Raw genomic sequence first — 25,295 nt, 5'->3', positions numbered from 1 at the left:
ACCATAAGCCGTACCAGGGAGGGATATGAAGTTGACCGGATTGCAGAAAGCGAAAAGCCCGTTCATTGCTGAACGGGCTTTTCTGAATGTGGTGGAGAGAGGATTACTGCATCTGTGATACTGCCCTGCGGGCCGTTGCTAAAGCAACGTTGTCTCGCTGCGCTCGGCTCAAACCTCCTTCGGAGGTGCTCATCCTATAAACTACAGATGTAAAAAAACCCGCTATAAAGCGGGTTTTCTTGAATGTGGTCGGCGAGAGAGGATTCGAACCTCCGACCCACTGGTCCCAAACCAGTTGCGCTACCAAGCTGCGCTACTCGCCGATTTCTTGTTGCAGATACTACTAAATTTTATCGCTTATGTCTATGTAAATATTAAATTTATTAGACATTTTGTGTGTGGTGCGAAGAGAGGGACTTGAACCCTCACGTCCGTAAGAACACTAACACCTGAAGCTAGCGCGTCTACCAATTCCGCCACCTTCGCACAGTCACAAAACAGCTTACAATTCTTCACTTCTCTTAGGAAGTGGGGTGGCTAATGGGACTCGAACCCACGACAACTGGAATCACAATCCAGGGCTCTACCAACTGAGCTATAGCCACCATTTCTACTTCTTACTACTTCACGCGGTAATACTACCACCGCAGCTCTTGCACACAAACTTAATGGTGCGCCCGACAGGATTCGAACCTGAGACCTCTGCCTCCGGAGGGCAGCGCTCTATCCAGCTGAGCTACGGGCGCATAGCGCCGTTGCGGGAGGGGATACTACGGTTTTAACCCAATCCTGTCTAGTGCTTTTTCGCAGAAATGTTGCGTTTGATTACGCTTTGCTCACTCCTGCGCAGGAAAGGGCTATCCGTAGCCCCTTTTCACCGGTTATTGCTGGGTTTCTGTCCGTTTTTCAGCCGGATGATGTTTCTTGTGCATACCGAAAGCAAAGTAGCACAGACTGACCGCCGCTAAGAATATCGCCCCAACCAACAGAGAAATGCGGGTATCCGGGTTAATTCCCATGCCGATCAGCACGCAAACCAGGAAAGCGATGGTCAGATAGTTCACATAGGGGAACATAATCGACTTAAAGCTGTGGGTTTTGATCGCTTCCTTATGGGCACGGCGGAAATACAGTTGGCTAATCAGCACCACAAACCACGGCACCATACCTGGCAGCACGCTGGCGCTGTAGACATAGACAAATACCGCCTGCGGATTGGGGATCAGATAATTCAAACCAGAACCGACCAACAGGCAAGCAATAGTCACAGCAATACAGTTTACCGGCACGCCGCTGGCAGACAGCTTGGTCAGTGAGGCAGGGAGTTGACGGTTCTTGGCCAGCGCGTACAGCATGCGCCCCCCGCTATACATACCGCTATTACAGCCAGAGAGTGCAGCGGTCAGTACCACAAAGTTAATGATACCGGCAGCGGCAACGATGCCGATTTTGGCGAAGGTCAGCACAAATGGGCTGCCGGTGGTGCCAATACCGTTCCAAGGGAAGATGGTAACAATGACAAAAATAGCGCCGACGTAGAAGATAAGGATGCGCCACAGGATGTTGTTAATCGCGCGTTTCAGCGTCACCTGCGGGTTCTTGGCCTCACCCGCGGTAATGCCGACCAGCTCAACCCCTTGATAAGACGCCACCACAATACACAGCGCAAACAGGAAACCTTTCCAGCCGCCGGCAAAGAAACCACCGTGTTCAGTCAGGTTGGCAAATCCGATAGGTTGACCACCGTTACCAAAGCCAAACAAGATCACACCCAGCCCGACCAGAATCATCACAATGATAGTGGTCACCTTGATCATGGCAAACCAAAACTCCAGCTCGCCATACAGGCGTACCGCCGCCACGTTAGCCAACGCTACCATCGCCACGGCGATTAATGCCGGCAGCCACTGCGGGATCTCCGGGAACCAGAACTGCACGTAGACCCCAATGGCAGTGATTTCCGATATGCCAACAGCGATCCACATAAACCAATAGCCCCAGGCAGTCAGATAGCCAAAGTAAGGGCTCATGTATTTATGGGCATAAACGGCAAAGGAGCCTGCGACCGGTTCAAGGAACAACATCTCGCCCATCGAGCGCATAATAAAGAACACGAACAGCCCGGCGATGATATACGCCAATAATACCGACGGCCCCGCCCATTTCAGCGTACTGGCTGAGCCCATAAACAGACCGACGCCAATGGTACCCCCCAGCGCAATCAGCTCGATATGCCGGGCTTCCAGCCCTCGGTGTAGTCCTTGCGGTTTTTCTTTGTGTGCCATAAATCCTCAGTATTATTTCTTGATTGTGTTTGCATGCCGGCTATTACCGGTCGTTATTGTTTTAATGAAAAATAGCGTAAATCATCTCCCGCCGCTCAGGCGGACATCAACGTGTAGTCGGGGCAATCTTACGGCGGAGAAAAACGTCGTTCAGTGCGGCCATATCTGGCGCCAACAGCTGGGGATAATTTCAGGGCGGTATCGTTTCGCATTTTGCCGCTATAAGCAAACCGCAATTTAAAACTTTATGGAATAAATACAGGGGAGTTTAGGAACTGAGGTTATAGGGACGCTGGCTAAACAGCCATAAAGCAGGTTATTTGAACAACCTATGCGCCAAGGCAAAATAATCTTGCCCTGGCGCCATCATCACATCTTGCCGCGGTAATAGTAACCCACGAACTTAAGTAGCCTGAGCTGGCGCCGAATACGGCTCGGTTGGCTGAGCAACCGGTAAAGCCACTCCAGACCGAGATTCTGCCAGACCTTGGGGGCACGCTTCACATGCCCAGTGAACACGTCATAGGTCCCACCAACTCCCATATAGAGCGCCTTTGGATGGACCTTGCGACAATCTCGCATCAAGATTTCCTGTTTCGGCGATCCCATGGCTACCGTCACGATGGCAGCTCCGCTGGCACGGATCCGTTCAAACAGCGCTTCACGCTGTTCAGGCTTGAAATAACCGTCCTGGCTACCCACCAGATTAACGTTCCACTGGCTACGCAGCTTCTGTTCCGTTTCCGCCAATACCGACGGCTTGCCGCCAATCAGAAACACCGGTGTGCCTTCACGCCCAGCCCGCTGCATCAATGCTTCCCACAGATCGGCTCCTGCGACGCGTGACACATTAGCGCCTGGGTATTTACGACGGATAGACCGAACCATGCTGATGCCGTCCGCGTACTTATATTCCGCTTCATCCAACAAGGCATGCAGTTCCGCATCTTGTTCCGCCGTAAGGATTTTTTCGGCATTCATGGCAACCAATGTGCCCTGTTTTACCCGGCCACCGTCAAAGAGAAAATCCATGCACTGTGCCATATCGCGAAATCCCCAGAGGCTGAAACCGCGCAGCTCATATTTGGGGACCGAGATTTTTACTTCCATCTTATTATTACCCTTACCTTACAAAAGGCTGTCGGCCTGAACGGATGATGCAGGCGGTGTCAGAGTGCGCGAGCGCAGCACCCGCGCCTTAATCAAGCCGGCAGTGTCAAACAGCCAGTACAGCAATTTTGCCATCAGCAAACAGGCACCAAAAATAAGGCAGAAGAACACCACTCGCGAAACAAACGAATCCACGCCCTCGCGTGCCAGCACAATGATGTTGAATACCGCGCCAAAGCAGAAGCCCTGCAATATGGCAGCCTTATAACGGTTCGGCTCGCTTTTGCCCATCTCATACAGCCAGTCGAACCATTTGATAATCATACCCACCAAAACCGCGCCAACCGGAATAAACAGCGCGCCGCCCATCACCACCAAAGAACCGATAAGCGTCGGCGAAATCGCCAAGCCTGAATGGTTATTCAGCACTTCCCAGGTGAAATAGTTGGCGGTGTTCAGCACGGTATCCGGTCGCCCCGGCCATAGCCAAGACGGAATAAAGACGTAGAAATCACGTACTATCGGCGCCAGGCCCTGGAAATCAATCTTGTCGTAGTTTTGCAGCAGTAACGCCAGGTTTTCCCACGGCGAGAACGTATCACGCGTCAGATAGAGGAACGTATAAAACGCCTCGGGGCCACTGACGTCCAGGCTGTAGCGCTTTAACGCCAACCAGAACATACCAACGATACCGAACACCCCGGCAGCTACCAGCATCCACAGCGAGATCCATCCCCGCACGATGCCGATAAACAGAAATAGCGAGAAGGCAATAATGATATTGGCACGTGTGCCGCCGACTATCACGTAGGTCAAAATGCCAAAAGCGACCGTTGCCGCCAGGAAAAAGAACCAGGCACGCAAATCTTGTTTCAGGAAATACACCACCAGCATCGCCGGGATAAAGAAATAGAAGAACCGCTTGAGCGCCACGCCAGAAACATCACTGGAGAAAATCTGGCTGTAGGAGTTGAGCTTGAACAGCAAGAAACCGTTTTGCATAAAGAAAATGCCAACGGTGACAATGGCCACTAACGCCAGTAATACCCAGGTCAGGTTGGTTTCCACCCTGTTCATGGTAAATACGGGCTTACGTGGCTGCATGCTGCGCTTTCGCAACCGGGTTTTATAGCTGACGTAATAAATCGCATAAAACGCAGTGGCAGAGAGAATGGCGTACAGCAGAAACTCTACGGGCACCACTTCAACGTCGAACTGGAACACCAGTAAACACGTCAATGGGAAGCCAAAGTAAAACGTCAGCAGATACAGCAGCGAAAAGAAGACGTTGAAGTTAAAGCGGACGCGTCGAAACTCCTGATAGGTCAACGTCAGTACAAACAAGGTCCCAATCAGGTAGACGACAAATAACCCGCCAAATTGCGCCAGCGTCATGAATTATCCCCTGCAGCCAGGGCTAATGCCTGTTGCCAGCCATCAACGTAGTTGGGATTAAAGAAGGCGATCGCCTGCTTGTCTACTGACGCCAGTTGGCGCTGCGCTTCACGCACTACCGCCTCATCCAGAGAATCACCGTAGAACAGTACCGGCAGGTGCTGTTCCGCCAGATCCTGCCAGAACGGATTCTGCCGGCTCAGCACGAACGGCACACCAAACTGGATCAGCAGGCAAAGCGTGCCGATACCCTGCTGGCGGTTAAAAATAAAGTAGCCAAGATCGCATTCGCGCAGAATGTTCAGGTAGTCGTCGAACGCCACCTGCTGCGTCAATAGCTGCAAGTTCTTATTACCGAACAGCGCCAGCCCGGCAGTACGTACCTGTTCAATATAAGCATCGTTGTTGGCCGGATACCCCATCGGCAGGATCACACGAACATCGGCACCAAATTGCTGATGAATCGCTTTCAGCGCTTCCACATGCCGGTTAGTACGATCACCTGAATTCCCCACCAGAATGGTCATAGGGCCAGCCAGGTTTTTCTCTACGTTAATGCCGGTCAACGCTGGATCCATCCGTGTCGGAAAATACAACAAAGAAGCCGGCACACGCGCATGACGCTGTTGATAGTGGATTACATCACCACGAGTGGCAAACACGTGTCCCACCCTGCCCTGCGCAATACGGCGCAGTAAATAGAACAGGCGGAATTTCCAACTTGTTGCGTTTTCATAAAGGTCAGCCCCCCAGATATGCCAGCTCACCTGATGCGCTTTGATTTTCCCACTTAACAACGCCAGCCACAGCGTAGGGTTAAATTGACCATGCAGGAAGAAGCGCTGGTTGCGATCGGCCTGAGCACGGGCAATGACCGCCATCGCCAGGCTTTTCTTGTCCGGATAGCATTCAATACTCAGATCGGGGAACGACCCTAGTGCAGCAGCGTCTTTCGCAGCTACCATGAAATGGCGTGTCTGATCGGACGGCAGGCGCTTCGCCAACACGTCGTTGAAGAAACGCAGCACCGTCTGATTGTGATGCGGGATGTCAGATCCCAATACGTGAATCAGTGTGGTCATACTCGTCTACGATAAAGAATAAATACGCAGCTACAGAGCGCGAAATACACGATGTAGGTTGCCATGTAAGCTTGCGTTGCGCCCAGTGCACCGTGCAGCGGTATCAACCAGTGCGAGAACAGCGTCAACAGCAGGAACTGACTGACTTCAGTCAGGATATAAAAACGCAGCGACGCTTTGGCAATAACCAGGTAGCCAAACACATAAGCGCCAACTTTCAGCACGTCCCCCACCAACTGCCAGGCAAACAGATCACGCATCGCGATGAACTTGTCCGTGAACAGTAACCAGATGGCGAAATCGCGTAACAGCCAGACAGTGAAACTTACCGCTGCCACCGCAGGCAGTACAAATTTAAGTGAACGCACAATCTCCTGCGAGATGGCGCTTTTTTCCTTCAACCGCGACAACGTTGGTAGCAGATAAACGGTAAATGAAGCGGTGATAAACTGGAGGTAAGCATCGGAGATACTGCTGACGCCCTGCCAAATCCCCACCTCATCCCAACTGTAATGGCTCGCCAGCAAGTTACGCATCATCACGTAGGCCACCGGCAGCGTCACCGAAGTGATCAACGCCATAATGGTGAACTTGCCAAGATGACTGGCTAATGCCTTGTCCCATGCCAGCGCTAAATAGCGCAGCGGCAAGGTTTTGCGTCGCCACAGCATAAAACCCGCGGGCAACACCACTAATGCCGGAACCAGCGCTAACCCTGCCAACGCGCCTTCATAGCCCCCGAGTTTAAAGCACAGGTAGTATGCCACTACGCCAATCAGGCTGCCGCCAATCACCGCCAGTGCGTTGCCCATCGCATCGCGGTAGCCCTTCAGCACGGCCATAAACAGGTTGGCGTAGGCAATGCCCATCTGAATAAATGCCACTGCCCGCACCACGTTCACGAACTCAGCATGACCAAACAACCCAATACTGATGGGTTCAGCAGCGAACAGAAACACCAGCGCCAACAGCGTGGAAAAGCCCAGTACGATAGTCGACGCCGTGCCAACAGCCAGTCGCAGCCGCTGTGGGTCCTGATGATATTCGGCAACATATTTAGTGATGCCGTTAAAAATCCCGGCGCCGGACAGCACACCCAATACAGTAATCAACTGACGGAAGTTACCCGCTTGCCCAACACCGCTGGGGCCAAACGCCACCGCCAGCAATTTCACCACCAACAACCCCACGCCAATCTTGATAAGCGTAGAGCCGGCAGTCCAAAGCGATGCTTTTGCCAGTGACATATCAGGCGCAGAAACTAAGAATGGTATTGATCACTGTGCGTTGAGTGACATCAGACATATTGTAGAACAACGGCAAACGTACCAGACGTGCACTCTCTTGGCTGGTGAAACGATCTTCACCGGCAAAGCGACCGAAACGATCGCCCGCTGGGCAATCATGCAGCGGAATGTAATGGAACACCGCCATGATTTCGGCTTCTTTCAAATAATTGATAAACGCCGTGCGGTCTTCAATATCGCGCAATTTGATATAGAACATATGGGCATTCTGCACGCAGTCCGTCGGGATAGTCGGCAGCTCGATACGGCCCGCCTTGGCTAATGGCAGGAGACTGTCGTGATACTGTTGCCACAGTGCCAGACGGCGTTGGTTGATGCGATCTGCCGCTTCCAGTTGGCCCCAGAGATAGGCCGCTTGCAGGTCTGACATCAGGTAGCTGGAGCCAATATCACGCCAGGTATACTTATCGACCTGACCACGGAAGAACTGGCTGCGGTTGGTGCCTTTCTCACGAATAACTTCCGCACGGTCGACCAACGCAGGATCGTTAATCAACGTAGCACCGCCTTCCCCACCCGCGGTGTAATTTTTGGTTTCGTGGAAGCTAAAGCAGCCAATATGGCCAATGGTGCCCAGCGCCTTCCCCTTATAGGTAGACATCACGCCTTGCGCAGCATCTTCAACCACATACAATTTGTATTTTTCCGCCAGCGCCATGATGGTGTCCATCTCGCAGGCAACACCGGCGTAATGCACCGGTACAATGGCACGGGTCTTATCGGTGATGGCCGCTTCAATCTTGCTTTCATCGATGTTCATGGTGTCAGGACGCAGGTCGACAAACACTACGGTGGCACCGCGCAACACAAAGGCATTGGCGGTTGAAACAAAGGTGAAGCTCGGCATGATCACTTCATCGCCCGGCTGGATATCCAGCAGGATCGCCGCCATCTCCAGCGATGCGGTGCAGGACGGCGTCAACAATACCTTAAGGCTACCAAACCGCTGTTCCATCCACTGCTGGCAGCGCCGGGTAAAGCCACCGTCACCACACAGCTTGCCACTGCCCATCGCAGCCTGCATATAGTCAAGTTCAGTGCCAACAACCGGTGGTGCGTTAAATGGGATCATGTTTTCCTCTGTATAACCAATACGAGGTGCTTTCAATAACAGCACCCTGTCGTTGATAGAGCCGTAGCGCCGCGATGTTACCCAGTTGGGTCGCAACCCGCAGACGCTTCAGTGATCGACACTCAGCAATAGCCGCTGTCATTAATCGCGAACCGATCCCTCTGCCTGATGCGCCAGGGAACACAGCCAGCAGGCCAATGCGAGCCTCTTGGTCACCGAGTTCACGCAGGCTGACAAAACCTTCAGGCTGACCGGTATCGTCCAACGCCAACAAGCATTGATGGTCAAACGTCCCCAATACCGCTTTTTCGATCCAGGCGGCGTAGAAACGGCCGCTGTCTTGAATATCATACCAAGGAGCGCGAAAACGGCTGGCCGTGAACACACTAGCCGCAGCAGCACGCAGCGCCGGAATATCTGCTGGCACAGCCAAGCGAATCCCTACTGGTGGTACGTTTTGAGATGATGCACATTCCGTGCCGATATCAAGCACCAGATCCACTTCACCTTCAACCAGTTGGAAGCCCAGACGAGCTAACCCATCGGCCCAAACGGTTTGATACGCTGGAATTTTTGCCTGCACCAAAGTCCAGCCAGCCAAATCGGCCTCGGCTAGCGCCGGGGCCGTATCGGAAAAATTGAGTTTTGCGCTATCAAGGGCGAAAAACTCAGTTTCCCATGCTAGGGGTTCAATAGTGGCGTGGACGCGCATGCAGTAGATCCAGCAGATACTTGCCGTAACCGGTTTTAGACAAAGCATTCGCAGCCTGCTTCAGAGCTTTCTCGTCCAACCAGCCGTTACGCCAGGCAATCTCTTCCAGACAGGCGATTTTGAAGCCCTGACGTTTTTCCACCGTTTGCACAAAGCTGCTGGCTTCCAGCAGACTATCGTGGGTACCGGTATCCAGCCAGGCAAAACCACGACCTAACAACTCAACGGTCAGTTCACCACGCTCCAGATACATCTGGTTAATGCTGGTGATTTCCAACTCGCCGCGCTCTGAAGGTTTCACTTGTTTGGCAAATTCCACAACCTGCTTGTCGTAGAAGTACAAGCCGGTCACCGCCCAGTCAGATTTAGGCTTTTTCGGTTTTTCCTCAATCGACAATGCACGGAAATTCTCGTCAAACTCCACCACACCGAAGCGATCGGGATCCATCACCTGGTAGCCAAATACCGTTGCACCTTCAGTACGCGTCGCTACAGTTTTCAGTTTAGGGCTGAAAGATTGGCCGAAGAAGATGTTATCCCCCAGCACTAAACAACAGGAGTCTCCATTGATGAACTCTTCACCAATCAGAAACGCCTGAGCCAAACCTTCCGGTTTCGGTTGTGCTGCATAGCAGAGATTCACCCCAAACTGATCGCCGTTCCCCAGCAGGCGCTGGAACGAAGGCAAATCTTCCGGGGTAGAAATGATTAAAATGTCGCGAATGCCAGCCAACATCAACACCGACATCGGGTAATAAATCATCGGCTTGTCGTAAATAGGTAACAGTTGCTTGGATACGCCACGGGTAATAGGGTGCAAACGGGTACCGGAACCGCCTGCCAGAATAATGCCTTTCATACTTACTCCAAAAATCCACAGGGTCGCCACTCGAGCAGCGACCTCGCTATATTTAGTCAGATAAACCTAAACGTTCACCCGTATAAGAACCGTCCTGAACGCGGCGCCACCAGGTTTCATTGTTCAGATACCAGGAAACGGTTTTACGAATGCCGCTCTCAAAGGTTTCCTGCGGGCGCCAGCCCAGCTCTCGGTCAATTTTTCCGGCATCGATCGCATAACGCATATCATGGCCCGGACGATCCTTGACGTAAGTAATCAGGTCACGGTATTTCTCGACACCCTGTGGCTTGTTCGGTGCCAACTCTTCGAGCAGATCGCAGATAGTTTGTACCACCTCAATATTCTTGCGCTCGTTGTGGCCGCCAATATTGTAGGTTTCGCCGACCACACCTTCGGTAACCACCTGGTATAGCGCACGCGCGTGGTCTTCCACATACAGCCAATCACGCACCTGCGCCCCGTCGCCATACACCGGTAAGGGTTTACCAGCAACGGCATTGAGAATCACCAGCGGGATCAGTTTCTCCGGGAAGTGATACGGGCCGTAGTTATTGGAACAGTTGGTGACCAGCGTCGGTAGGCCATAGGTACGCAGCCAGGCACGAACCAGATGATCGCTGGATGCCTTAGAGGCCGAATAAGGACTGCTCGGCGAATAAGGCGTCGTTTCAGTGAACAAATCGTCTGTGCCGTGCAGATCGCCATACACTTCATCGGTAGAGATGTGGTGGAAACGGAAGTTTTGCTTCTTCTCCGCATCCAGCGGTTGCCAATAATGGCGGGCCGCCTCCAGCATGATGTAAGTACCCACCACGTTGGTTTCAATGAATGCCGCCGGGCCATCGATCGAACGATCGACATGGCTTTCCGCCGCCAGGTGCATGATCACATCCGGCTGATACTGGGCAAATACACGATCCAGTGCCGCACGATCGCAGATATCCACCTGCTCAAACGAATAGCGTTCGTTATGGGCAACCACCGAGAGCGACTCCAGATTGCCCGCATAGGTGAGTTTGTCTACCACCAGGACGCTGTCCTGCGTAGCTTCAATAATGTGCCTCACGACCGCTGAACCAATAAAGCCAGCCCCGCCAGTAACTAAAATACGTTTCAACGCCATACCCCTTTTGTATCCACAACCCACGTTTGTTTTATTTCTTCCGGCTTAATTGCCTTGAATTGCTTATGGTCGACCAGCATCACGAGTACATCCGCCTGCTGCAATGCTTCGGGCAACGCTTTCAGCGTCACATGTCCAGCCAGGGATTTAGGCAGCTGCTCCACGTTTGGCTCAACGACCAGCGTCTCGCCAACATGCCAATCGGCAATCAGATGCGCCACTTCCACCGCCGGACTTTCGCGCAGATCGTCGATATTCGGTTTGAAAGCCAGGCCAAAGCAGGCAATTTTTACTTCTGAGGCACGCTTATCGGTCGCCGCCAGACAATCAGCAACGGCCGCTTTCACGCGATCAACCACCCACAAAGGTTTCCCGTCATTCACCAGACGCGCTGTATGAATCAAACGGGCCTGCTGCGGATTTTGCGAGACAATGAACCACGGATCGACCGCGATACAATGGCCGCCGACGCCAGGGCCTGGCTGCAGGATATTTACCCGTGGATGGCGATTCGCCAGGCGGATAAGTTCCCAAACATTGATGCCCTGTTCCGCGCAAATCAGCGACAATTCGTTGGCAAACGCAATGTTCACATCGCGGAAGCTGTTTTCGGTCAGCTTGCACATCTCAGCGGTGCGTGAATTGGTAATGACACACTCACCTTCGAGGAAAATTTTATACAGCGCGCTGGCACGCTCTGAGCATTTTGGCGTCATGCCGCCAATAACACGGTCGTTCTGAATCAATTCAACCATCACCTGCCCCGGCAGCACACGCTCTGGGCAGTAAGCGATGTTCACATCGGCAGATTCACCTGCCTGCTGCGGGAAGCTGAGATCGCTACGCGCCTCGGCCAGCCACTGAGCCATCTGCTCGGTAGCGCCGACTGGAGAGGTGGACTCCAGGATAACCAGATCACCCTTTTTCAGCACCGGTGCCAGAGATTTAGCCGCAGCTTCGACATAAGCCAGATCCGGCTCATGGTCACCTTTAAACGGCGTTGGCACCGCGATCAGAAAAGCATCTGCGGCAAGCGGTTTAGTCACTGCTTGCAGATAACCGCCATCGACCGCGTCTTTCACCACTTTGTCCAGGTCGGGTTCAACGATATGAATCGCGCCACGATTAATGGTATCTACCGCATGTTGGTTAACATCTACGCCCACCACTTTTTTCTTACGGGAGGCGAACGCCGCCGCTGTTGGCAGACCGATATAACCCAGGCCGATAACTGAAATAGTGTTAAAACTCATAGTGTCACCTGATGGTTCTTCAAAGCTTCAAGAATACGCTGGCAGGCATGCCCGTCACCGTAAGGGTTATGCGCCCGGCTCATGGCGTGATATTCGTTTTCGTCCGTCAGCAAGCGGGTCACGGCATCGACAATTTTTGTCACGTCGGTACCCACCAGACGCACTGTGCCCGAATCTACCGCTTCTGGTCGTTCGGTGGTGTCACGCATCACCAGCACCGGTTTGCCCAATGACGGCGCTTCTTCCTGAATACCGCCAGAATCGGTCAGGATCAGATAGGACTTAGCCATCAGATACACAAAGGGCAAGTAGTCTTGCGGATCGATCAGGATGATATTATCAATCCCTTTCAGAATGCGGTTGACCGGCTCGCTAACATTCGGATTGAGATGTACCGGATACACCACCTGCACATCGGGATGAGTGCGGGCAATTTCTGCAAGCGCGCTGCAGATCCGCTCAAAACCGCCACCAAAACTTTCGCGGCGGTGGCCTGTTACCAGAATCAATTTCTTGTTGGCATCCAGGAACGGGTAACGTTGCGCCAAGCTGTCATGCAACGCGGTATCACCCATCACCCGATCACGCACCCAGAACAGCGCATCAATCACCGTGTTACCGGTGACGAAGATATGATCGTCCGGCAACAATTCACGCAACAGGTTCTGGCGCGAATTTTCCGTCGGAGCAAAATGGTACATCGCCAGATGGCCGGTCAGCTTACGGTTAGCTTCTTCTGGCCACGGCGAATAAAGGTTGCCAGTGCGCAGACCTGCCTCAACGTGCCCTACGGGTATACGCTGATAAAACGCCGCCAGACTCGTCGCCAGCGTAGTGGTGGTGTCACCATGAACCAGCACCACGTCAGGTTTAAACTCCTCGAGAACGCCTTTCAGGCCTTCCAGAATACGGCAGGTGATCTCACTCAATCCCTGGCCGGGCTTCATGATGTTCAGATCGTAATCAGGCACTATCTCAAATAACCGCAATACCTGATCCAACATCTCACGATGCTGTGCCGTCACGCAGACTCTTGATTCAAAGGCTTCATCCTGAGCCAGGGCATGTACCAGCGGGGCCATTTTGATGGCTTCAGGTCTGGTGCCGAAAACAGTCAACACTTTCACAGCGAATCTCTTTTGGTCGGTTAACCGCAGGCGTACCTGCGAATTGGGCGCGTAAGCGCCCATCAGCGAATTATTATATTATTTTTAATTACGCGGCCGACGCACCAGGGCAACACCTGCGCCAACCAAAGCGCCCATCGCGCCCCACATGATCAACCAGAATATCCGCCGCGGGCTATCACGTTTTACCGGCTCTTCCGGAGTCCGCAAATAGCGGTAAGTCTGAAACTTTTCGTCCAACGTTGGGCCAACGTTCAATGTCGACAACATCGCACGGTTTTGATCGTAATCCAGATCGAAGGTAGGCCCTGACGCCTGTAAACCTTCCAGACGAGCCTGCAGCATAGGTTTGCCCAGCAGGAACAGATCGGAGTCTGGCAGCTGTTCTGCCGGTGTATCGGTTTGAGTGCGGCCGATACCCTGCGTTTCGGCAATTTTCAACGCCTGTTGAATGGTATTCAATTCGCGCTTATACACAGCCTCTGCTACCGCTTCCTGGCGCTTGACCTGCGCTTTCATTGAGGTGGTACGGGCAGCCCAGGCTCCCTGGATCTCTTCATTCAAATGCTGTGCTGCACGGTGACTGGCAAAGGCGACGTATTGGCGCAGCAGACGGTTGGCATCTGCCGCCGTTTCCGCCGTCAATTTCACACCGTCGTTCGGCACTTTTTTATCATCACGCGCAGTAAACTGTATGTTGTTAATCAGTTCGTCGAGCAAGGCCGCATCAGCGCCCGCATCACCTTCCTGACGCTGTTTGTAATAATCGCTCTGCAGCCAAAAATCACGACGTGTATCGTAAGCTGCCAGCTGCATAATGAATTCATTATAAGCTTCGTCAGCAATACCTGGTTGCTCACTAGCAACGGCCGGCATGGTTCTCACATCCAGATTGCGCAGGAATTGTTGTTGGGAGTAATAACCGCCCAATGCATTCACGGTTGGCCGATCGGTAATCGCCGTTGCACTCCATTCCTGTTTCACCAGGTAGGAAACGATCAACGCAACCACAGCAAACAGCACCGCAATGCCAATAATCCACGGTTTACCGCGCCACAGGGTACAACACAGGCCACGGATATCGAGTTCGTTATCCACTGCCGGGGTATTCTTGTCAGACATTGTTTCTGGATTCATCACTGCCCAAAAGCCTCTGGTTAAGATACTTGCTTATTGCCGTTCGAACGCCGTAAACGACGTTTGATACGCTTAATGTAACGTGCAACACGCCAGGCGCGTTTAATGCAGTAACCGTATAAGAAGAAGGCAAGCAAGAATAATGCCAACATTACCCATTCAGGGATAAAAGTAAGACGTTCACCCAACACGCCGATGGCGGCCAGCAGCGCAGCTGCCAGCGTAATCAGCACAAAAGCCTGCCGTGGCGTAAAGCCCGCACGCATAATCAAATGGTGAATATGTTGGCGATCTGGGGAGAAAGGACTCATCCCCTTGCGCAAGCGACGGTACATGATTGCAATCATGTCCATCAGCGGAATAGCGATAATCCACAGGGCGGTAACAGGGTTAATAGAGTGAGCTTTACCTTGCGAGCTTTGCAACAGCAGCCAAATGGCGGTGAAACCGATCAACGTACTGCCGGCATCGCCCATAAACACTTTATACCGCCGGCCAAGAATGCCGAGGTTAAGCAGAATATAAGGAACGATGGCAGCAATCATCGCGAAACACCAGAAGGCCAGATCAGAATGCCCACTCAGGTATAACAATACGCCCAGCGCACCGAAAGATACGCATGACAGCCCTCCCAGCAGGCCGTCAATGCCATCTACCATGTTAAAGGCATTGATGGCTGCCCAAACGGCAAACAGCGTAACCAGGTAGCCGAACGGCCCCAGCTGCATTTCCCAGTCACCCAGCACATGGCCAAAACTGCGCAAGTAAAGCCCAGCAAAGACCATCATCGCAATGCCAACCAGTGCCTGAACCAGCGCGCGAATTTTGACGCTGATGTCGAAACGATCGTCAAGAGCACCAACGAACACCAATATCCCCGCACAAGCGAGGTAGAGTTTGCTATGCGCAATCGTTTGGTCAGAAATAAGGAAGGCAAAGCACAATCCGGCGTAAACAGAAATACCACCGACCAGAGGAATCAGCCCCTGATGGCGTTTACGGTAATTAGGTTTATCAACCAGACCAATACGTTTTGCTGCTTTACGGGCAACAAAGAGAAAAGCCAAAGAAAACAGGAAAACAAATAGAATTTCAGTACTCATAGTGAGTAAGTTCACAGTTAACAAGATCTCTGTAGAAGATAAGGCAGCTTAACACGGGCGACAGGTTGCGCCATGGGATCCCGCTACCTTTCAGTCATTTCCTATGACAACAGCGATTCATTCTTATTTCACTTTGCCTGCTCGCTGTTTTGACAGTAACAAAGCGCGAACGACGAAACATCGACCGCAAATAAGATGAATTCTCAGTAAGTCACGAAAAAAACTTACGTTTCCATTTCTGTTACTTATCGTATCTGCCAAAAGCAAAAAACGCCACGACTAGGCGTGGCGTTCTCTGAATTTTTTACTCAATTATGAGCGCATCGTCATTATGAGCGCTTCATCATATCGAAGAATTCATCATTGGTCTTGGTCATGGCCAACTTGTTAATGAGGAATTCCATCGCATCAATCTCACCCATTGGGTGAATGATTTTACGCAGGATCCACATTTTCTGCAGTTCTTCAGACGTGGTAAGTAATTCTTCTTTACGTGTACCAGAACGGTTGTAGTCGATCGCAGGGAATACACGCTTCTCGGCGATTTTACGCGCCAGGTGTAATTCCATGTTGCCGGTACCTTTAAACTCTTCGTAAATAACTTCGTCCATTTTCGACCCGGTATCAACCAGCGCGGTCGCGATGATGGTCAGGCTGCCGCCTTCCTCAACGTTACGTGCCGCACCGAAGAAACGCTTAGGACGGTGCAGGGCGTTGGCATCCACACCACCGGTCAACACTTTACCGGAAGCCGGTACTACGGTGTTGTAGGCACGCGCCAAGCGAGTGATGGAGTCAAGCAAGATGATCACGTCTTTTTTGTGCTCAACCAGGCGCTTGGCCTTCTCGATCACCATTTCCGCAACCTGGACGTGGCGAGAGGCTGGTTCATCAAAGGTCGAAGCGATAACTTCGCCCTTAACCAGACGCTGCATCTCGGTCACTTCTTCCGGACGTTCGTCGATCAACAGAACCATCAGCACGCAGTCTGGATGGTTGTATGCAATGCTCTGCGCAATGTTCTGCAGCAGCATGGTTTTACCGGCTTTCGGCGGAGCAACAATCAGACCACGCTGACCACGACCAATCGGTGAAGCCAGATCCAGCACGCGTGCAGTCAAGTCTTCGGTTGAGCCGTTACCGCGCTCCATCCGCAGACGGGAGTTGGCATGCAGTGGGGTTAAGTTCTCGAACAGGATCTTGCTGCGGGCGTTTTCCGGTTTGTCGTAGTTAACTTCGTTAACTTTCAACAGGGCAAAGTAGCGCTCGCCTTCTTTTGGCGGACGAATCTTACCGGAAATGGTGTCACCTGTACGGAGGTTGAAACGGCGGATTTGGCTAGGGGATACGTAGATGTCGTCGGGGCCTGCAAGGTAGGAGCTGTCTCCAGAGCGGAGGAAACCAAATCCATCTTGCAATATCTCCAACACGCCATCGCCGAAGATATCTTCTCCACTTTTCGCATGCTGCTTAAGGATAGAGAAGATAATGTCCTGCTTGCGCATACGGGCAAGGTTTTCCAGCCCCATATTTTCGCCGAGAGTAATCAGCTCAGAAACCGGCGTATTCTTTAATTCGGTAAGATTCATAGTGGTGGGTTCTTAAACTCGGGGTATGTCTCGAACTTATTTCGTGAATGGTATGGCAGCGAGATATATCTTTCGGCTTTCTGGTGGTTGCGTTGGCTTCCCGTGTTAACCCCAGCCACTTAGCGGACTAAGCTACGGAGATTCGTTCGGTTGCCGACTGGCCACACCCTGAAATCCATTGGATATGCGTGCCTGTTTACTGGACGTTCGATCACCGGGCGCTGAGCTGTCACGGTAAGAAATGGCTTACAGAGGACGCGCGCATTGACGGTTTAAGATCGAAGGTACCTTAAAATTGATTTTGCAAAACCGTTTGATTGTTAAAACACGGGCTGAGTTCATTTTTTCTTTCAACGCCAGCGGTTCAACACAGAGTAAAGCTTTAGATTTAGACTCTTTAGATTTAAAACTTCGGGCAAGTTCTATATGCAGTATGGTTAAACTTAACACGCTTCTTGGCAGGCGTCTAGCGGTGAATTGAACATCCCCGCTAGACGCCTGTATATCCCCGTTGCCTCTCACACTGCGACGTTGAGAACCGCAGTGTCAAATCCATTGGGCATACGGCTTCTCGCCCGATTACAGATTCGCGTTAAGGAAATCTTTGAGCTGGCCTTTGGACAACGCACCAACCTTGGTCGCAGCCACTTCACCGTTCTTGAACAACAACAGCGTAGGGATACCACGGATACCGTACTTAGGTGCGGTGGCCGGGTTTTGGTCGATATTCAGCTTGGTGATGGTCAGCTTGCCTTCGAACTCATCGGCAATCTCATCCAGAATCGGAGCAATCATCTTGCACGGCCCACACCATTCAGCCCAGAAATCGACCAGGATTGGCCCTTCAGCTTTCAGCACGTCGGTGTCGAAGCTGCCGTCAGTCAGGTGAATAATTTTATCGCTCATGTTCTACTCCAAAGGATTGTGTCTACCTTGTTGGTGTAGCATTAACCAACCTAAGGTGACTTTATTTCACCGGATACGCTTTCGTAAAGCAATAGTTAGCTGATATTCTACCACACTATGAGCAAAACACACTTGACCGAACAGAAGTTTTCCGACTTCGCCCTGCACCCGTTAGTCCTTGAAGCCCTTGAAAAGAAAGGGTTTCAACATTGCACGCCTATCCAGGCGTTAGCATTGCCGCTCACGCTCTCTGGGCGTGACGTTGCAGGTCAGGCGCAAACCGGTACCGGAAAGACGCTGGCATTTTTAGCGTCTACTTTTCACTATTTGCTTTCTCACCCGGCAAAACAGGATCGCCAGACCAATCAGCCGCGCGCCTTGATCATGGCGCCAACGCGTGAGCTGGCGGTTCAGATCCACTCCGACGCAGAAGCCCTGTCCAAATCTACCGGCCTGAAGCTTGGCCTGGCATACGGTGGCGACGGCTACGACAAACAGCTGAAAGTGCTGGAAAGCGGCGTGGATATCCTGGTCGGTACTACCGGTCGTTTAATCGATTATGCCAAACAAAACTATATTGATCTGAGCGCAATCCAGGTCGTAGTCTTGGACGAGGCCGATCGCATGTACGATCTGGGCTTTATCAAAGACATTCGCTGGTTGTTCCGTCGTATGCCTCCGGTCGATCAACGCCTGAACATGCTGTTCTCTGCCACTTTGTCCTATCGCGTTCGCGAACTGGCTTTCGAGCAGATGAACAATGCTGAATATGTTGAAGTGGAACCGGAACAGAAAACCGGCCACCGCATTAAAGAAGAGTTGTTCTACCCGTCCAACGAAGAAAAAATGCGCCTGTTACAGACGCTGATCGAAGAAGAGTGGCCGGACCGCTGCATCATCTTCGCCAACACCAAGCATCGCTGTGAAGACGTTTGGGGCCATCTGGCTGCCGATGGCCACCGCGTAGGCCTGTTGACCGGCGATGTTGCGCAGAAAAAACGCCTGCGTATTCTGGATGACTTTACCAAGGGTAACCTGGATATTCTGGTTGCTACCGACGTCGCCGCACGCGGTCTCCACATCCCATTGGTTACGCACGTATTCAACTACGACTTGCCTGACGACTGCGAAGACTACGTCCACCGTATCGGTCGTACCGGTCGTGCCGGTGAAAGCGGTCATTCCATCAGTCTGGCTTGTGAAGAGTATGCGCTCAACCTGCCGGCGATCGAAACCTATACCGGTCACAGCATTCCAGTGAGCAAGTACAACAGCGATGCGTTAATGAGTGACTTGCCTGCGCCAAAACGCCTGGCTCGCCCACGCGGTGGCAACGGCCCGCGTCGTAACTCCTCACCACGTCGTGGCGGTGCGCCGCGCAACAACCGTAAACGTTCAGGCTGATAGACAATGCTCAGTTCCAGCGCACTTTATGCCGCTATCGACCTTGGTTCCAACAGCTTCCACATGCTGGTGGTGCGCGAGGTAGCCGGTAGTATTCAAACACTGGCGCGCATCAAGCGCAAAGTGCGTCTGGCAGCAGGGCTGGATCAGAACAACCACCTGTCGCATGAAGCCATGCAGCGCGGCTGGCAATGCCTGAAGCTGTTCTCTGAACGCCTGCAGGACATTCCCCGTGAACAGATCCGCGTAGTCGCCACGGCTACGCTGCGTCTGGCGTCCAATGCCGATGAATTCCTACAAACCGCCGAGCAGATCCTTGGTTGTCCGATCCAGGTAATCAGCGGCGAGGAAGAAGCCCGTCTGATCTACCACGGTGTTGCCCATACTACCGGCGGGCCAGACCAACGTTTAGTGGTCGATATCGGCGGCGGCAGTACTGAATTAGTCACAGGTACCGGTGCGCAGGCTGCCCAGTTGTATAGCTTGTCTATGGGCTGTGTCACCTGGCTGGAGCGTTTTTTCAGCGATCGTAACCTGGGGCAGGAGAATTTCGAGCGGGCTGAACAGGCTGCGCGTGAAATGGTGCGCCCTATTGCGCCACACTTGCGTCAACACGGTTGGCAGATCTGCGTCGGCGCTTCCGGCACCGTCCAGGCGCTGCAGGAAATCATGGTTGCGCAGGGTATGGATGAACGCATCACCCTGTCTAAGTTGCGCCAGTTGAAACAACGCGCTATTCAGTGCGGCAAGCTGGAAGAGTTGGAAATTGAAGGGCTGACACTGGAACGCGCACTGGTATTTCCAAGTGGGCTATCCATCCTGCTGGCGATTTTCCAGGAGCTGGGCATTGAGAGCATGATGTTGGCTGGCGGCGCGCTACGCGAAGGGCTGGTTTACGGCATGCTACACCTGCCGGTTGAACAAGATATTCGTAGCCGCACCATTCGCAACCTACAACGACGTTATCTGTTGGATACCGAGCAAGCCGAGCGCGTTAGCCAATTGGCTGCCAACTTCTCACAGCAGGTCAGCAATGAATGGCAACTGGATGCGCGATGTCGCGAGTTATTGCACAGCGCCTGCCTGATCCACGAAATTGGCCTCAGTGTTGATTTCAAGCAAGCGCCGCAACACGCCGCTTATCTGATCCGCCATCTGGATTTACCCGGTTTTACCCCGGCGCAAAAAAAACTGCTCGCCACTCTGCTGCAAAACCAAAGCAACACTATCGATCTACCGCTGCTGAGCCAGCAAAACGCTCTGCCACCACGTATGGCACAACGTTTATGCCGGATTTTGCGCCTGGCTATCATCTTTGCCAGCCGTCGTCGCGATGACACGCTGCCTGCGGTACGTCTGCGTGCCAACAATGATGACGAACTAACGGTGATCCTGCCGCCGGGTTGGCTGGAACAGCACCCATTACGGGCAGAAGCGTTGGATCAGGAAAGCCATTGGCAAAGCTATGTGCACTGGCCGCTGATACTGGAAGAACAACGTTGATATGACAAGGGCGCTAATCGCGCCCTTACTTTGATGACAAACACCCGAAAAACGTGGTTTTCGGATGTTTGGGATAAATCAGAAGACATAATCCTTTGTTTTTATTAGCACTCATAACTGGTTTTTTAACCGCAGAGAGCTTTGTCAGCAGTCTGAGGACGCTAACTGCGCCCTTACTTTTAACCTTCGCCTTTAGCCTTGGCCAACTGGGCGCGGATATTCGCGAGATGGCTTTGACCTTTTTGCATCCGCTCTTGCGGACTGATCACCTTACGTTCACTTTCCCACGCCAGGTCATCCTGCGGCAGCTCCAACAAAAAACGGCTTGGCTCTGGCCGCACCAGCTCACCATACTGACGACGCTCGCGGCACAGAGTGAAAATCAGCTCCTTTTGAGCTCGCGTTATCCCCACATAGGCCAGGCGACGCTCTTCATCAACGTTATCCTCGTCAATACTGCTCTGGTGTGGCAGTAACCCCTCCTCCATTCCCACGAGGAAGACATAAGGGAACTCCAACCCTTTGGAGGCATGCAGTGTCATCAACTGAACCTGATCCAGCTCCTCATCGCTTTCGCCGCGTTCCATCATGTCCCGCAGAGTAAAGCGCGTCACCACCTGCGTCAGCGTCATGGGTTCATCCAGCTCACTGCCTTCCAGCATTTCCGTCATCCAGCCAAACAACGTATTGACGTTTTTCATGCGCATCTCGGCGGCTTTCGGGCTGGGCGAGGTTTCAAACAGCCAACTTTCGTAGTCTACGCCATGGATCAAATCGCGTACCGCGGCTACCGGTTCGCGATCCGTCAACTGGGCAATACCGTCCAGCCAATGGGTGAAACGCTGCAAAGACTCCAGTCCGCGACCAGTCAGATGCTGACTCAGTCCAAGATCGAAACTGGCGCGGAACAGGCTTTTGTTACGTTGGTTAGCCCATTCGCCCAGCTTTTGCAGCGTCGCCGGGCCAATTTCACGTTTCGGCGTATTGACGATCCGCAGGAACGCGCTGTCATCATCCTGGTTAGTCAGGACACGCAGGTAGGCCAACAGATCCTTGATTTCCGGCCGCGAGAAAAACGAGGTGCCCCCGGAAATCTTGTAAGGGATACGGTTTTGCATCAGCATTTTTTCAAACAACCGCGATTGATGGTTGCCGCGATAGAGGATCGCATAATCGCCGTAGTTGGTTTTCTTCACGAAGTGATGGGCAATCAGCTCCCCAACAACGCGCTCGGCCTCATGATCCTCATTATTGGCAGTCACCACCTTCAGCTCTTCACCGTAACCCAGCTCGGAAAATAACCGTTTTTCAAACACGTGCGGGTTATTGGCGATCAGGATATTCGCCGCCTTCAAGATGCGTTCGCTGGAACGGTAATTCTGCTCCAGTTTGATCACCTGCAACGCCGGGAAGTCTTCTTTCAACAGCACCAGGTTTTGTGGACGTGCGCCGCGCCAAGAGTAGATCGACTGATCATCGTCTCCTACCACGGTAAAGCGTGCGCGATTACCCACCAACAGTTTCACTAACTCGTACTGACTGGTGTTGGTGTCCTGATATTCATCCACCAACAGGTAACGAATACGGTTCTGCCAACGTTCACGGACCTCTTCATTGCGCTGCAACAGCAGCGTCGGTAGCAGGATCAAATCGTCAAAATCCAGCACATTACAGGCACGCATGTGTGCGTGATACAGGCCATAGCAATGTGCAAAAAGCTTGTCGCGTTCGGAACGTGCCAGCTCCATGGCCTTTTTGGGATCGACCAGGTCATTTTTCCAGTTGGAGATGGTGGAAATCAGCTGTGCCACCAACGTTTTGTCATTTTCCAGCCATTTCTCGGTCAGCTCTTTCAGCAATGCCAACTGATCCTGATCGTCGAATAACGAGAAGTTAGACTTCATCTCCAACGCGGCATATTCACGTTTAATAATTTCCAGCCCCAGCGTATGGAACGTAGAAATCATCAGTCCGCGTGCTTCTTTGCGCCCCATGGTTTGCGCCACACGTTCTTTCATCTCACGCGCAGCCTTATTGGTAAAGGTCACGGCGGCGATGTGCCGCGCCTGATAACCACAGTTATGGATCAGGTGAGCGATTTTATTGGTGATGACGCGCGTCTTGCCGGAGCCGGCACCGGCCAGCACCAGGCAGGGCCCGGTAACGAATTCGACGGCTTGTTGTTGGCTGGGGTTTAATCGCATGGCGCTTTATTGCTCGACTTTTTAACGTGGAAGAGGATTGTAGCAGAAAGCGTCGATGAGATTTAACGGGTATAATCAGCGCAATTTCTGTATCGATAAAGGCAATACCATGGCAAAGACGGCGTGCGCCCTGCACATTCTGGTAGATAATGAAAAACTGGCCGATGAACTGCTGGCCAAGCTTAAACGCGGTGTCAGCTTTGACACGCTGGCGCGCAAATACTCAACGTGCCCGTCAAAACGTAACGGCGGCTCTTTAGGCGAATTCAACAAGGGCACCATGGTGGCGGCCTTCGATAAAGCGGTGTTCAGCATTCCATTGTTGAAGCCCTACGGCCCGGTGAAAACCCAGTTCGGCTACCACATCATCAAAGTGCTGTACCGTAACTAAGGGGGCAAATGCCCCCCCTGTCGTTACTGTGCGCTAGTCTCTGGTGCGGGCGCAGTGTCGGTCGGTTTGACCTCTTCTGACACCACTGCAGGGGCCGGAGACATAATGCCGTTATAGGTTTCCTGTAACTGCTTCATGCTCATCTCTGGCTCGCCCTTCGGCTGCATCAACACCAACGTCGCATCTTGTGAAAGTTGCAGTTTCAGCTCCTGGTTCAGTGCTTCAAGCGTTAACCCGCTCAAGAACTCCTGACGCAGTTTCTGATACTGCTCTGGCGCAATATCTACGACACCACTTTGTTGCGAGCGCAAACGCTGGCTCATCAACACGTCCGTATCGGTGCGGGCATAGGTGGCGAACAACTTGCTCAATTGATCGTTCTTCTGCGCCAGCAGAGCGTTAAACTCCTCCTGCGACAACCCATTGTTACGCACGTTCGCCAGCTCTCTAGCAATAAAGCTCAGGCTGTTATTCAGATTGTTATTCGGCGTGTCGAGATGGATAGCACATTGGGCACGTTGGTATTGCACGCGGCAATCGAAGCCCAAATGCAGGTTTTTCTGGTCGCTCTTTTCCAGCACCTGTTGGAGATGCCAGAACAACGCCTCACGCGCCATATCACCGCGCCAATAGCGGCTCAGGTTTTGCGAATCGCGGATCGGATGCCAGGGTGCATCCCACATAATCGACAACGTATCCTGCTTAACCTGTTCACTGATCAGGCTAACCGGTTGCGGTGGCAACGGCGTCAACGTCGGCATCAGAGCGGGCGTTTCACGTTTGCCTTTCAGCGGCGAGAAAGCTTTGTTGATTTGTTCACCCAGGCTGCGGCTGTCTACCTTACCCACAACGTATAACGTCATCGCGTCCGGGGTGTACCACTGCTGGTAGAATTTCTTCAATTGGTCGACATTCACCGGCCGTTTCGGCGGTTGAGCCGGATCATGCGCCAACAGCGTCGAGCCTTTCAGACGATAGCGCCACCAGGCATCTTTTGGGTTCGGTGGGAAAGTACCAACCGGATCGACGCTAGAGTTCATCACCGCATGCAGCGTATGTTCGTCAATCGCCAGTTTGCCGGTGGTGTCGGAAAGCCACGTCAGTGCCTCTTTCAGCAAATCTGGGCGGTTATTCGGCAAGCTGAGATTATAAATGGTGAAGTCATAAGAGCTGATGGCCGGAGGCAAAGGTCGCTCGCTGTCCACGCTCTGTTGCCACAGTGAACGTAACTGCGGTGGCGTAAAGCTTTCGCTGCGCGCGAGCGACAGGCGCGGCAGCAGATGGGCAAAGCCAATCTGCTGCGAAGACTCGACTAAAGAGCCAGTGTTGACCATCAACCGCAACTCGACGCGATCACTCGGCCGTTGTGGCGTATCTAGTATCTGCCATGAAAACCCGTTGGCCAACGCCCCCTGCTGCCAGGCAGGATCGGGTTGTAGTGCTTCAGCCTGCACGCTGCTGTTGGCTGCAGCCAACAGCAGCCCACCTACTATGAGATGAATTCTGGTGCCCTGCATGTGAACCCCTACTTAATTACTATCCAATTTCTTTATGCAAATGCGGATATTCCATTCACCGGAATATTAGGCTGCGACAAACAGCCTACAAATACGCCCTGAGTTTCACAGTGGGGCGGAAAGCAGAAAGTGTACCATCGAGTTAGACCGCGCGCCTTTGCGGATGTCACTCATTAGTGTGAAAAATAATGGATAACCGATTTTTTAATGCAA

20 protein-coding genes, 4 tRNA genes and 1 other RNA gene are annotated in these 25,295 nt (G+C 52.5%); 3 read left to right on the top strand and 22 right to left on the bottom strand.

Annotation, left to right across the window (positions count from 1 at the left end; genetic code table 11):
- Positions 1-86: 86 nt before the first annotated feature.
- The 20 genes from SGBXF1_RS00940 to trxA form a co-directional block, all read right to left on the bottom strand.
- Positions 87-214, bottom strand: a non-coding RNA gene (locus SGBXF1_RS00940) — RtT sRNA.
- Between the two features lie 32 nt (positions 215-246).
- Positions 247-323 (bottom strand) — tRNA-Pro (locus SGBXF1_RS00935).
- A gap of 76 nt (positions 324-399) precedes the next feature.
- A tRNA-Leu gene (locus tag SGBXF1_RS00930) sits at positions 400-486 on the bottom strand.
- A 43-nt stretch (positions 487-529) separates the two neighbouring features.
- Positions 530-605, bottom strand: a tRNA-His gene (locus tag SGBXF1_RS00925).
- A 64-nt stretch (positions 606-669) separates the two neighbouring features.
- Positions 670-746: transfer RNA gene (locus SGBXF1_RS00920), tRNA-Arg, on the bottom strand.
- 135 nt (positions 747-881) lie between these two features.
- Positions 882-2,285, bottom strand: coding sequence for a bifunctional threonine/serine APC transporter ThrP (gene thrP / locus SGBXF1_RS00915; protein WP_130382720.1), 1,404 nt, complete (start codon positions 2,283-2,285; stop codon positions 882-884).
- Between the two features lie 369 nt (positions 2,286-2,654).
- Entirely contained in the window at positions 2,655-3,395 is a 741-nt protein-coding gene (wecG, locus tag SGBXF1_RS00910) for a lipopolysaccharide N-acetylmannosaminouronosyltransferase (protein WP_037422786.1), read from the bottom strand.
- An 18-nt stretch (positions 3,396-3,413) separates the two neighbouring features.
- Positions 3,414-4,790: an ECA oligosaccharide polymerase gene (gene wzyE / locus SGBXF1_RS00905; protein ID WP_061808159.1), complete on the bottom strand. Its 1,377-nt coding sequence runs from the start codon at positions 4,788-4,790 to the stop codon at positions 3,414-3,416.
- Positions 4,787-5,872, bottom strand: coding sequence for a TDP-N-acetylfucosamine:lipid II N-acetylfucosaminyltransferase (locus SGBXF1_RS00900; protein ID WP_186427693.1), 1,086 nt, complete (start codon positions 5,870-5,872; stop codon positions 4,787-4,789). The genes wzyE and SGBXF1_RS00900 overlap by 4 nt, the downstream gene beginning before the upstream one ends.
- Entirely contained in the window at positions 5,869-7,119 is a 1,251-nt protein-coding gene (gene wzxE, locus SGBXF1_RS00895; protein WP_061808161.1) for a lipid III flippase WzxE, read from the bottom strand. The genes SGBXF1_RS00900 and wzxE overlap by 4 nt, the downstream gene beginning before the upstream one ends.
- A gap of 1 nt (position 7,120) precedes the next feature.
- Complete coding sequence (gene rffA, locus SGBXF1_RS00890; protein WP_186427692.1) at positions 7,121-8,251, bottom strand: dTDP-4-amino-4,6-dideoxygalactose transaminase; 1,131 nt, start codon at positions 8,249-8,251, stop codon at positions 7,121-7,123.
- Positions 8,238-8,963 carry a dTDP-4-amino-4,6-dideoxy-D-galactose acyltransferase gene (rffC, locus tag SGBXF1_RS00885; protein ID WP_186427691.1) on the bottom strand — a complete coding sequence of 242 codons (726 nt, stop codon included), beginning with the start codon at positions 8,961-8,963 and terminating at the stop codon, positions 8,238-8,240. Before rffC ends, rffA begins: the two co-directional genes overlap by 14 nt.
- The gene (gene rfbA, locus SGBXF1_RS00880; protein WP_186427690.1) at positions 8,941-9,822 is read right to left on the bottom strand and encodes a glucose-1-phosphate thymidylyltransferase RfbA; all 882 of its coding nucleotides are present in this window, start codon (positions 9,820-9,822) and stop codon (positions 8,941-8,943) included. Before rfbA ends, rffC begins: the two co-directional genes overlap by 23 nt.
- 52 nt (positions 9,823-9,874) lie before the next feature.
- Complete coding sequence (rffG, locus tag SGBXF1_RS00875) at positions 9,875-10,948, bottom strand: dTDP-glucose 4,6-dehydratase (RefSeq protein ID WP_186427689.1); 1,074 nt, start codon at positions 10,946-10,948, stop codon at positions 9,875-9,877.
- Positions 10,939-12,201 (bottom strand): UDP-N-acetyl-D-mannosamine dehydrogenase, encoded by a 1,263-nt coding sequence (gene wecC, locus SGBXF1_RS00870; RefSeq protein WP_037422801.1) that lies wholly within the window; start codon positions 12,199-12,201, stop codon positions 10,939-10,941. The genes rffG and wecC overlap by 10 nt, the downstream gene beginning before the upstream one ends.
- The gene (gene wecB, locus SGBXF1_RS00865) at positions 12,198-13,328 is read right to left on the bottom strand and encodes a non-hydrolyzing UDP-N-acetylglucosamine 2-epimerase (RefSeq protein ID WP_037422803.1); all 1,131 of its coding nucleotides are present in this window, start codon (positions 13,326-13,328) and stop codon (positions 12,198-12,200) included. The genes wecC and wecB overlap by 4 nt, the downstream gene beginning before the upstream one ends.
- Before the next feature lie 84 nt (positions 13,329-13,412).
- Positions 13,413-14,465, bottom strand: a complete 1,053-nt coding sequence (wzzE, locus tag SGBXF1_RS00860; protein ID WP_037422806.1) for an ECA polysaccharide chain length modulation protein — start codon at positions 14,463-14,465, stop codon at positions 13,413-13,415.
- 20 nt (positions 14,466-14,485) lie between these two features.
- Positions 14,486-15,583, bottom strand: a complete 1,098-nt coding sequence (gene wecA, locus SGBXF1_RS00855) for a UDP-N-acetylglucosamine--undecaprenyl-phosphate N-acetylglucosaminephosphotransferase (protein ID WP_115185125.1) — start codon at positions 15,581-15,583, stop codon at positions 14,486-14,488.
- A 314-nt stretch (positions 15,584-15,897) separates the two neighbouring features.
- Positions 15,898-17,157 (bottom strand): transcription termination factor Rho, encoded by a 1,260-nt coding sequence (gene rho, locus SGBXF1_RS00850; RefSeq protein ID WP_037422810.1) that lies wholly within the window; start codon positions 17,155-17,157, stop codon positions 15,898-15,900.
- A gap of 579 nt (positions 17,158-17,736) precedes the next feature.
- Positions 17,737-18,063 carry a thioredoxin TrxA gene (gene trxA / locus SGBXF1_RS00845; RefSeq protein ID WP_037422813.1) on the bottom strand — a complete coding sequence of 109 codons (327 nt, stop codon included), beginning with the start codon at positions 18,061-18,063 and terminating at the stop codon, positions 17,737-17,739.
- A gap of 117 nt (positions 18,064-18,180) precedes the next feature.
- On the opposite strand from trxA, the gene rhlB reads away from it, so the two are divergent.
- Together rhlB and ppx are read left to right on the top strand one after the other, a co-directional pair.
- Positions 18,181-19,467, top strand: a complete 1,287-nt coding sequence (gene rhlB / locus SGBXF1_RS00840; RefSeq protein ID WP_037422816.1) for an ATP-dependent RNA helicase RhlB — start codon at positions 18,181-18,183, stop codon at positions 19,465-19,467.
- A gap of 6 nt (positions 19,468-19,473) precedes the next feature.
- A complete protein-coding gene (gene ppx / locus SGBXF1_RS00835) occupies positions 19,474-20,970 on the top strand; it encodes an exopolyphosphatase (protein WP_037422819.1) in 1,497 nt (498 codons plus the stop codon).
- A 179-nt stretch (positions 20,971-21,149) separates the two neighbouring features.
- On the opposite strand, the gene rep is transcribed toward ppx, so the two are convergent.
- Complete coding sequence (gene rep, locus SGBXF1_RS00830; protein WP_186427688.1) at positions 21,150-23,174, bottom strand: DNA helicase Rep; 2,025 nt, start codon at positions 23,172-23,174, stop codon at positions 21,150-21,152.
- 109 nt (positions 23,175-23,283) lie between these two features.
- Between rep and ppiC the strand changes: the two genes are divergently transcribed.
- Complete coding sequence (gene ppiC / locus SGBXF1_RS00825) at positions 23,284-23,565, top strand: peptidylprolyl isomerase PpiC (protein WP_037422904.1); 282 nt, start codon at positions 23,284-23,286, stop codon at positions 23,563-23,565.
- Positions 23,566-23,588: 23 nt separating this feature from the next.
- Here ppiC and SGBXF1_RS00820 read toward each other — a convergent pair whose 3' ends face one another.
- Positions 23,589-25,082: a M16 family metallopeptidase gene (locus tag SGBXF1_RS00820; RefSeq protein WP_037422822.1), complete on the bottom strand. Its 1,494-nt coding sequence runs from the start codon at positions 25,080-25,082 to the stop codon at positions 23,589-23,591.
- Between the last annotated feature and the right edge of the window lie 213 nt (positions 25,083-25,295).

It is taken from the genome of Serratia grimesii, from assembly GCF_900186025.1.
GTDB lineage: Bacteria > Pseudomonadota > Gammaproteobacteria > Enterobacterales > Enterobacteriaceae > Serratia > Serratia grimesii.
Note: the sequence above shows the minus strand (reverse complement) of the source record. Positions and strands in the feature narration are given on the sequence as shown.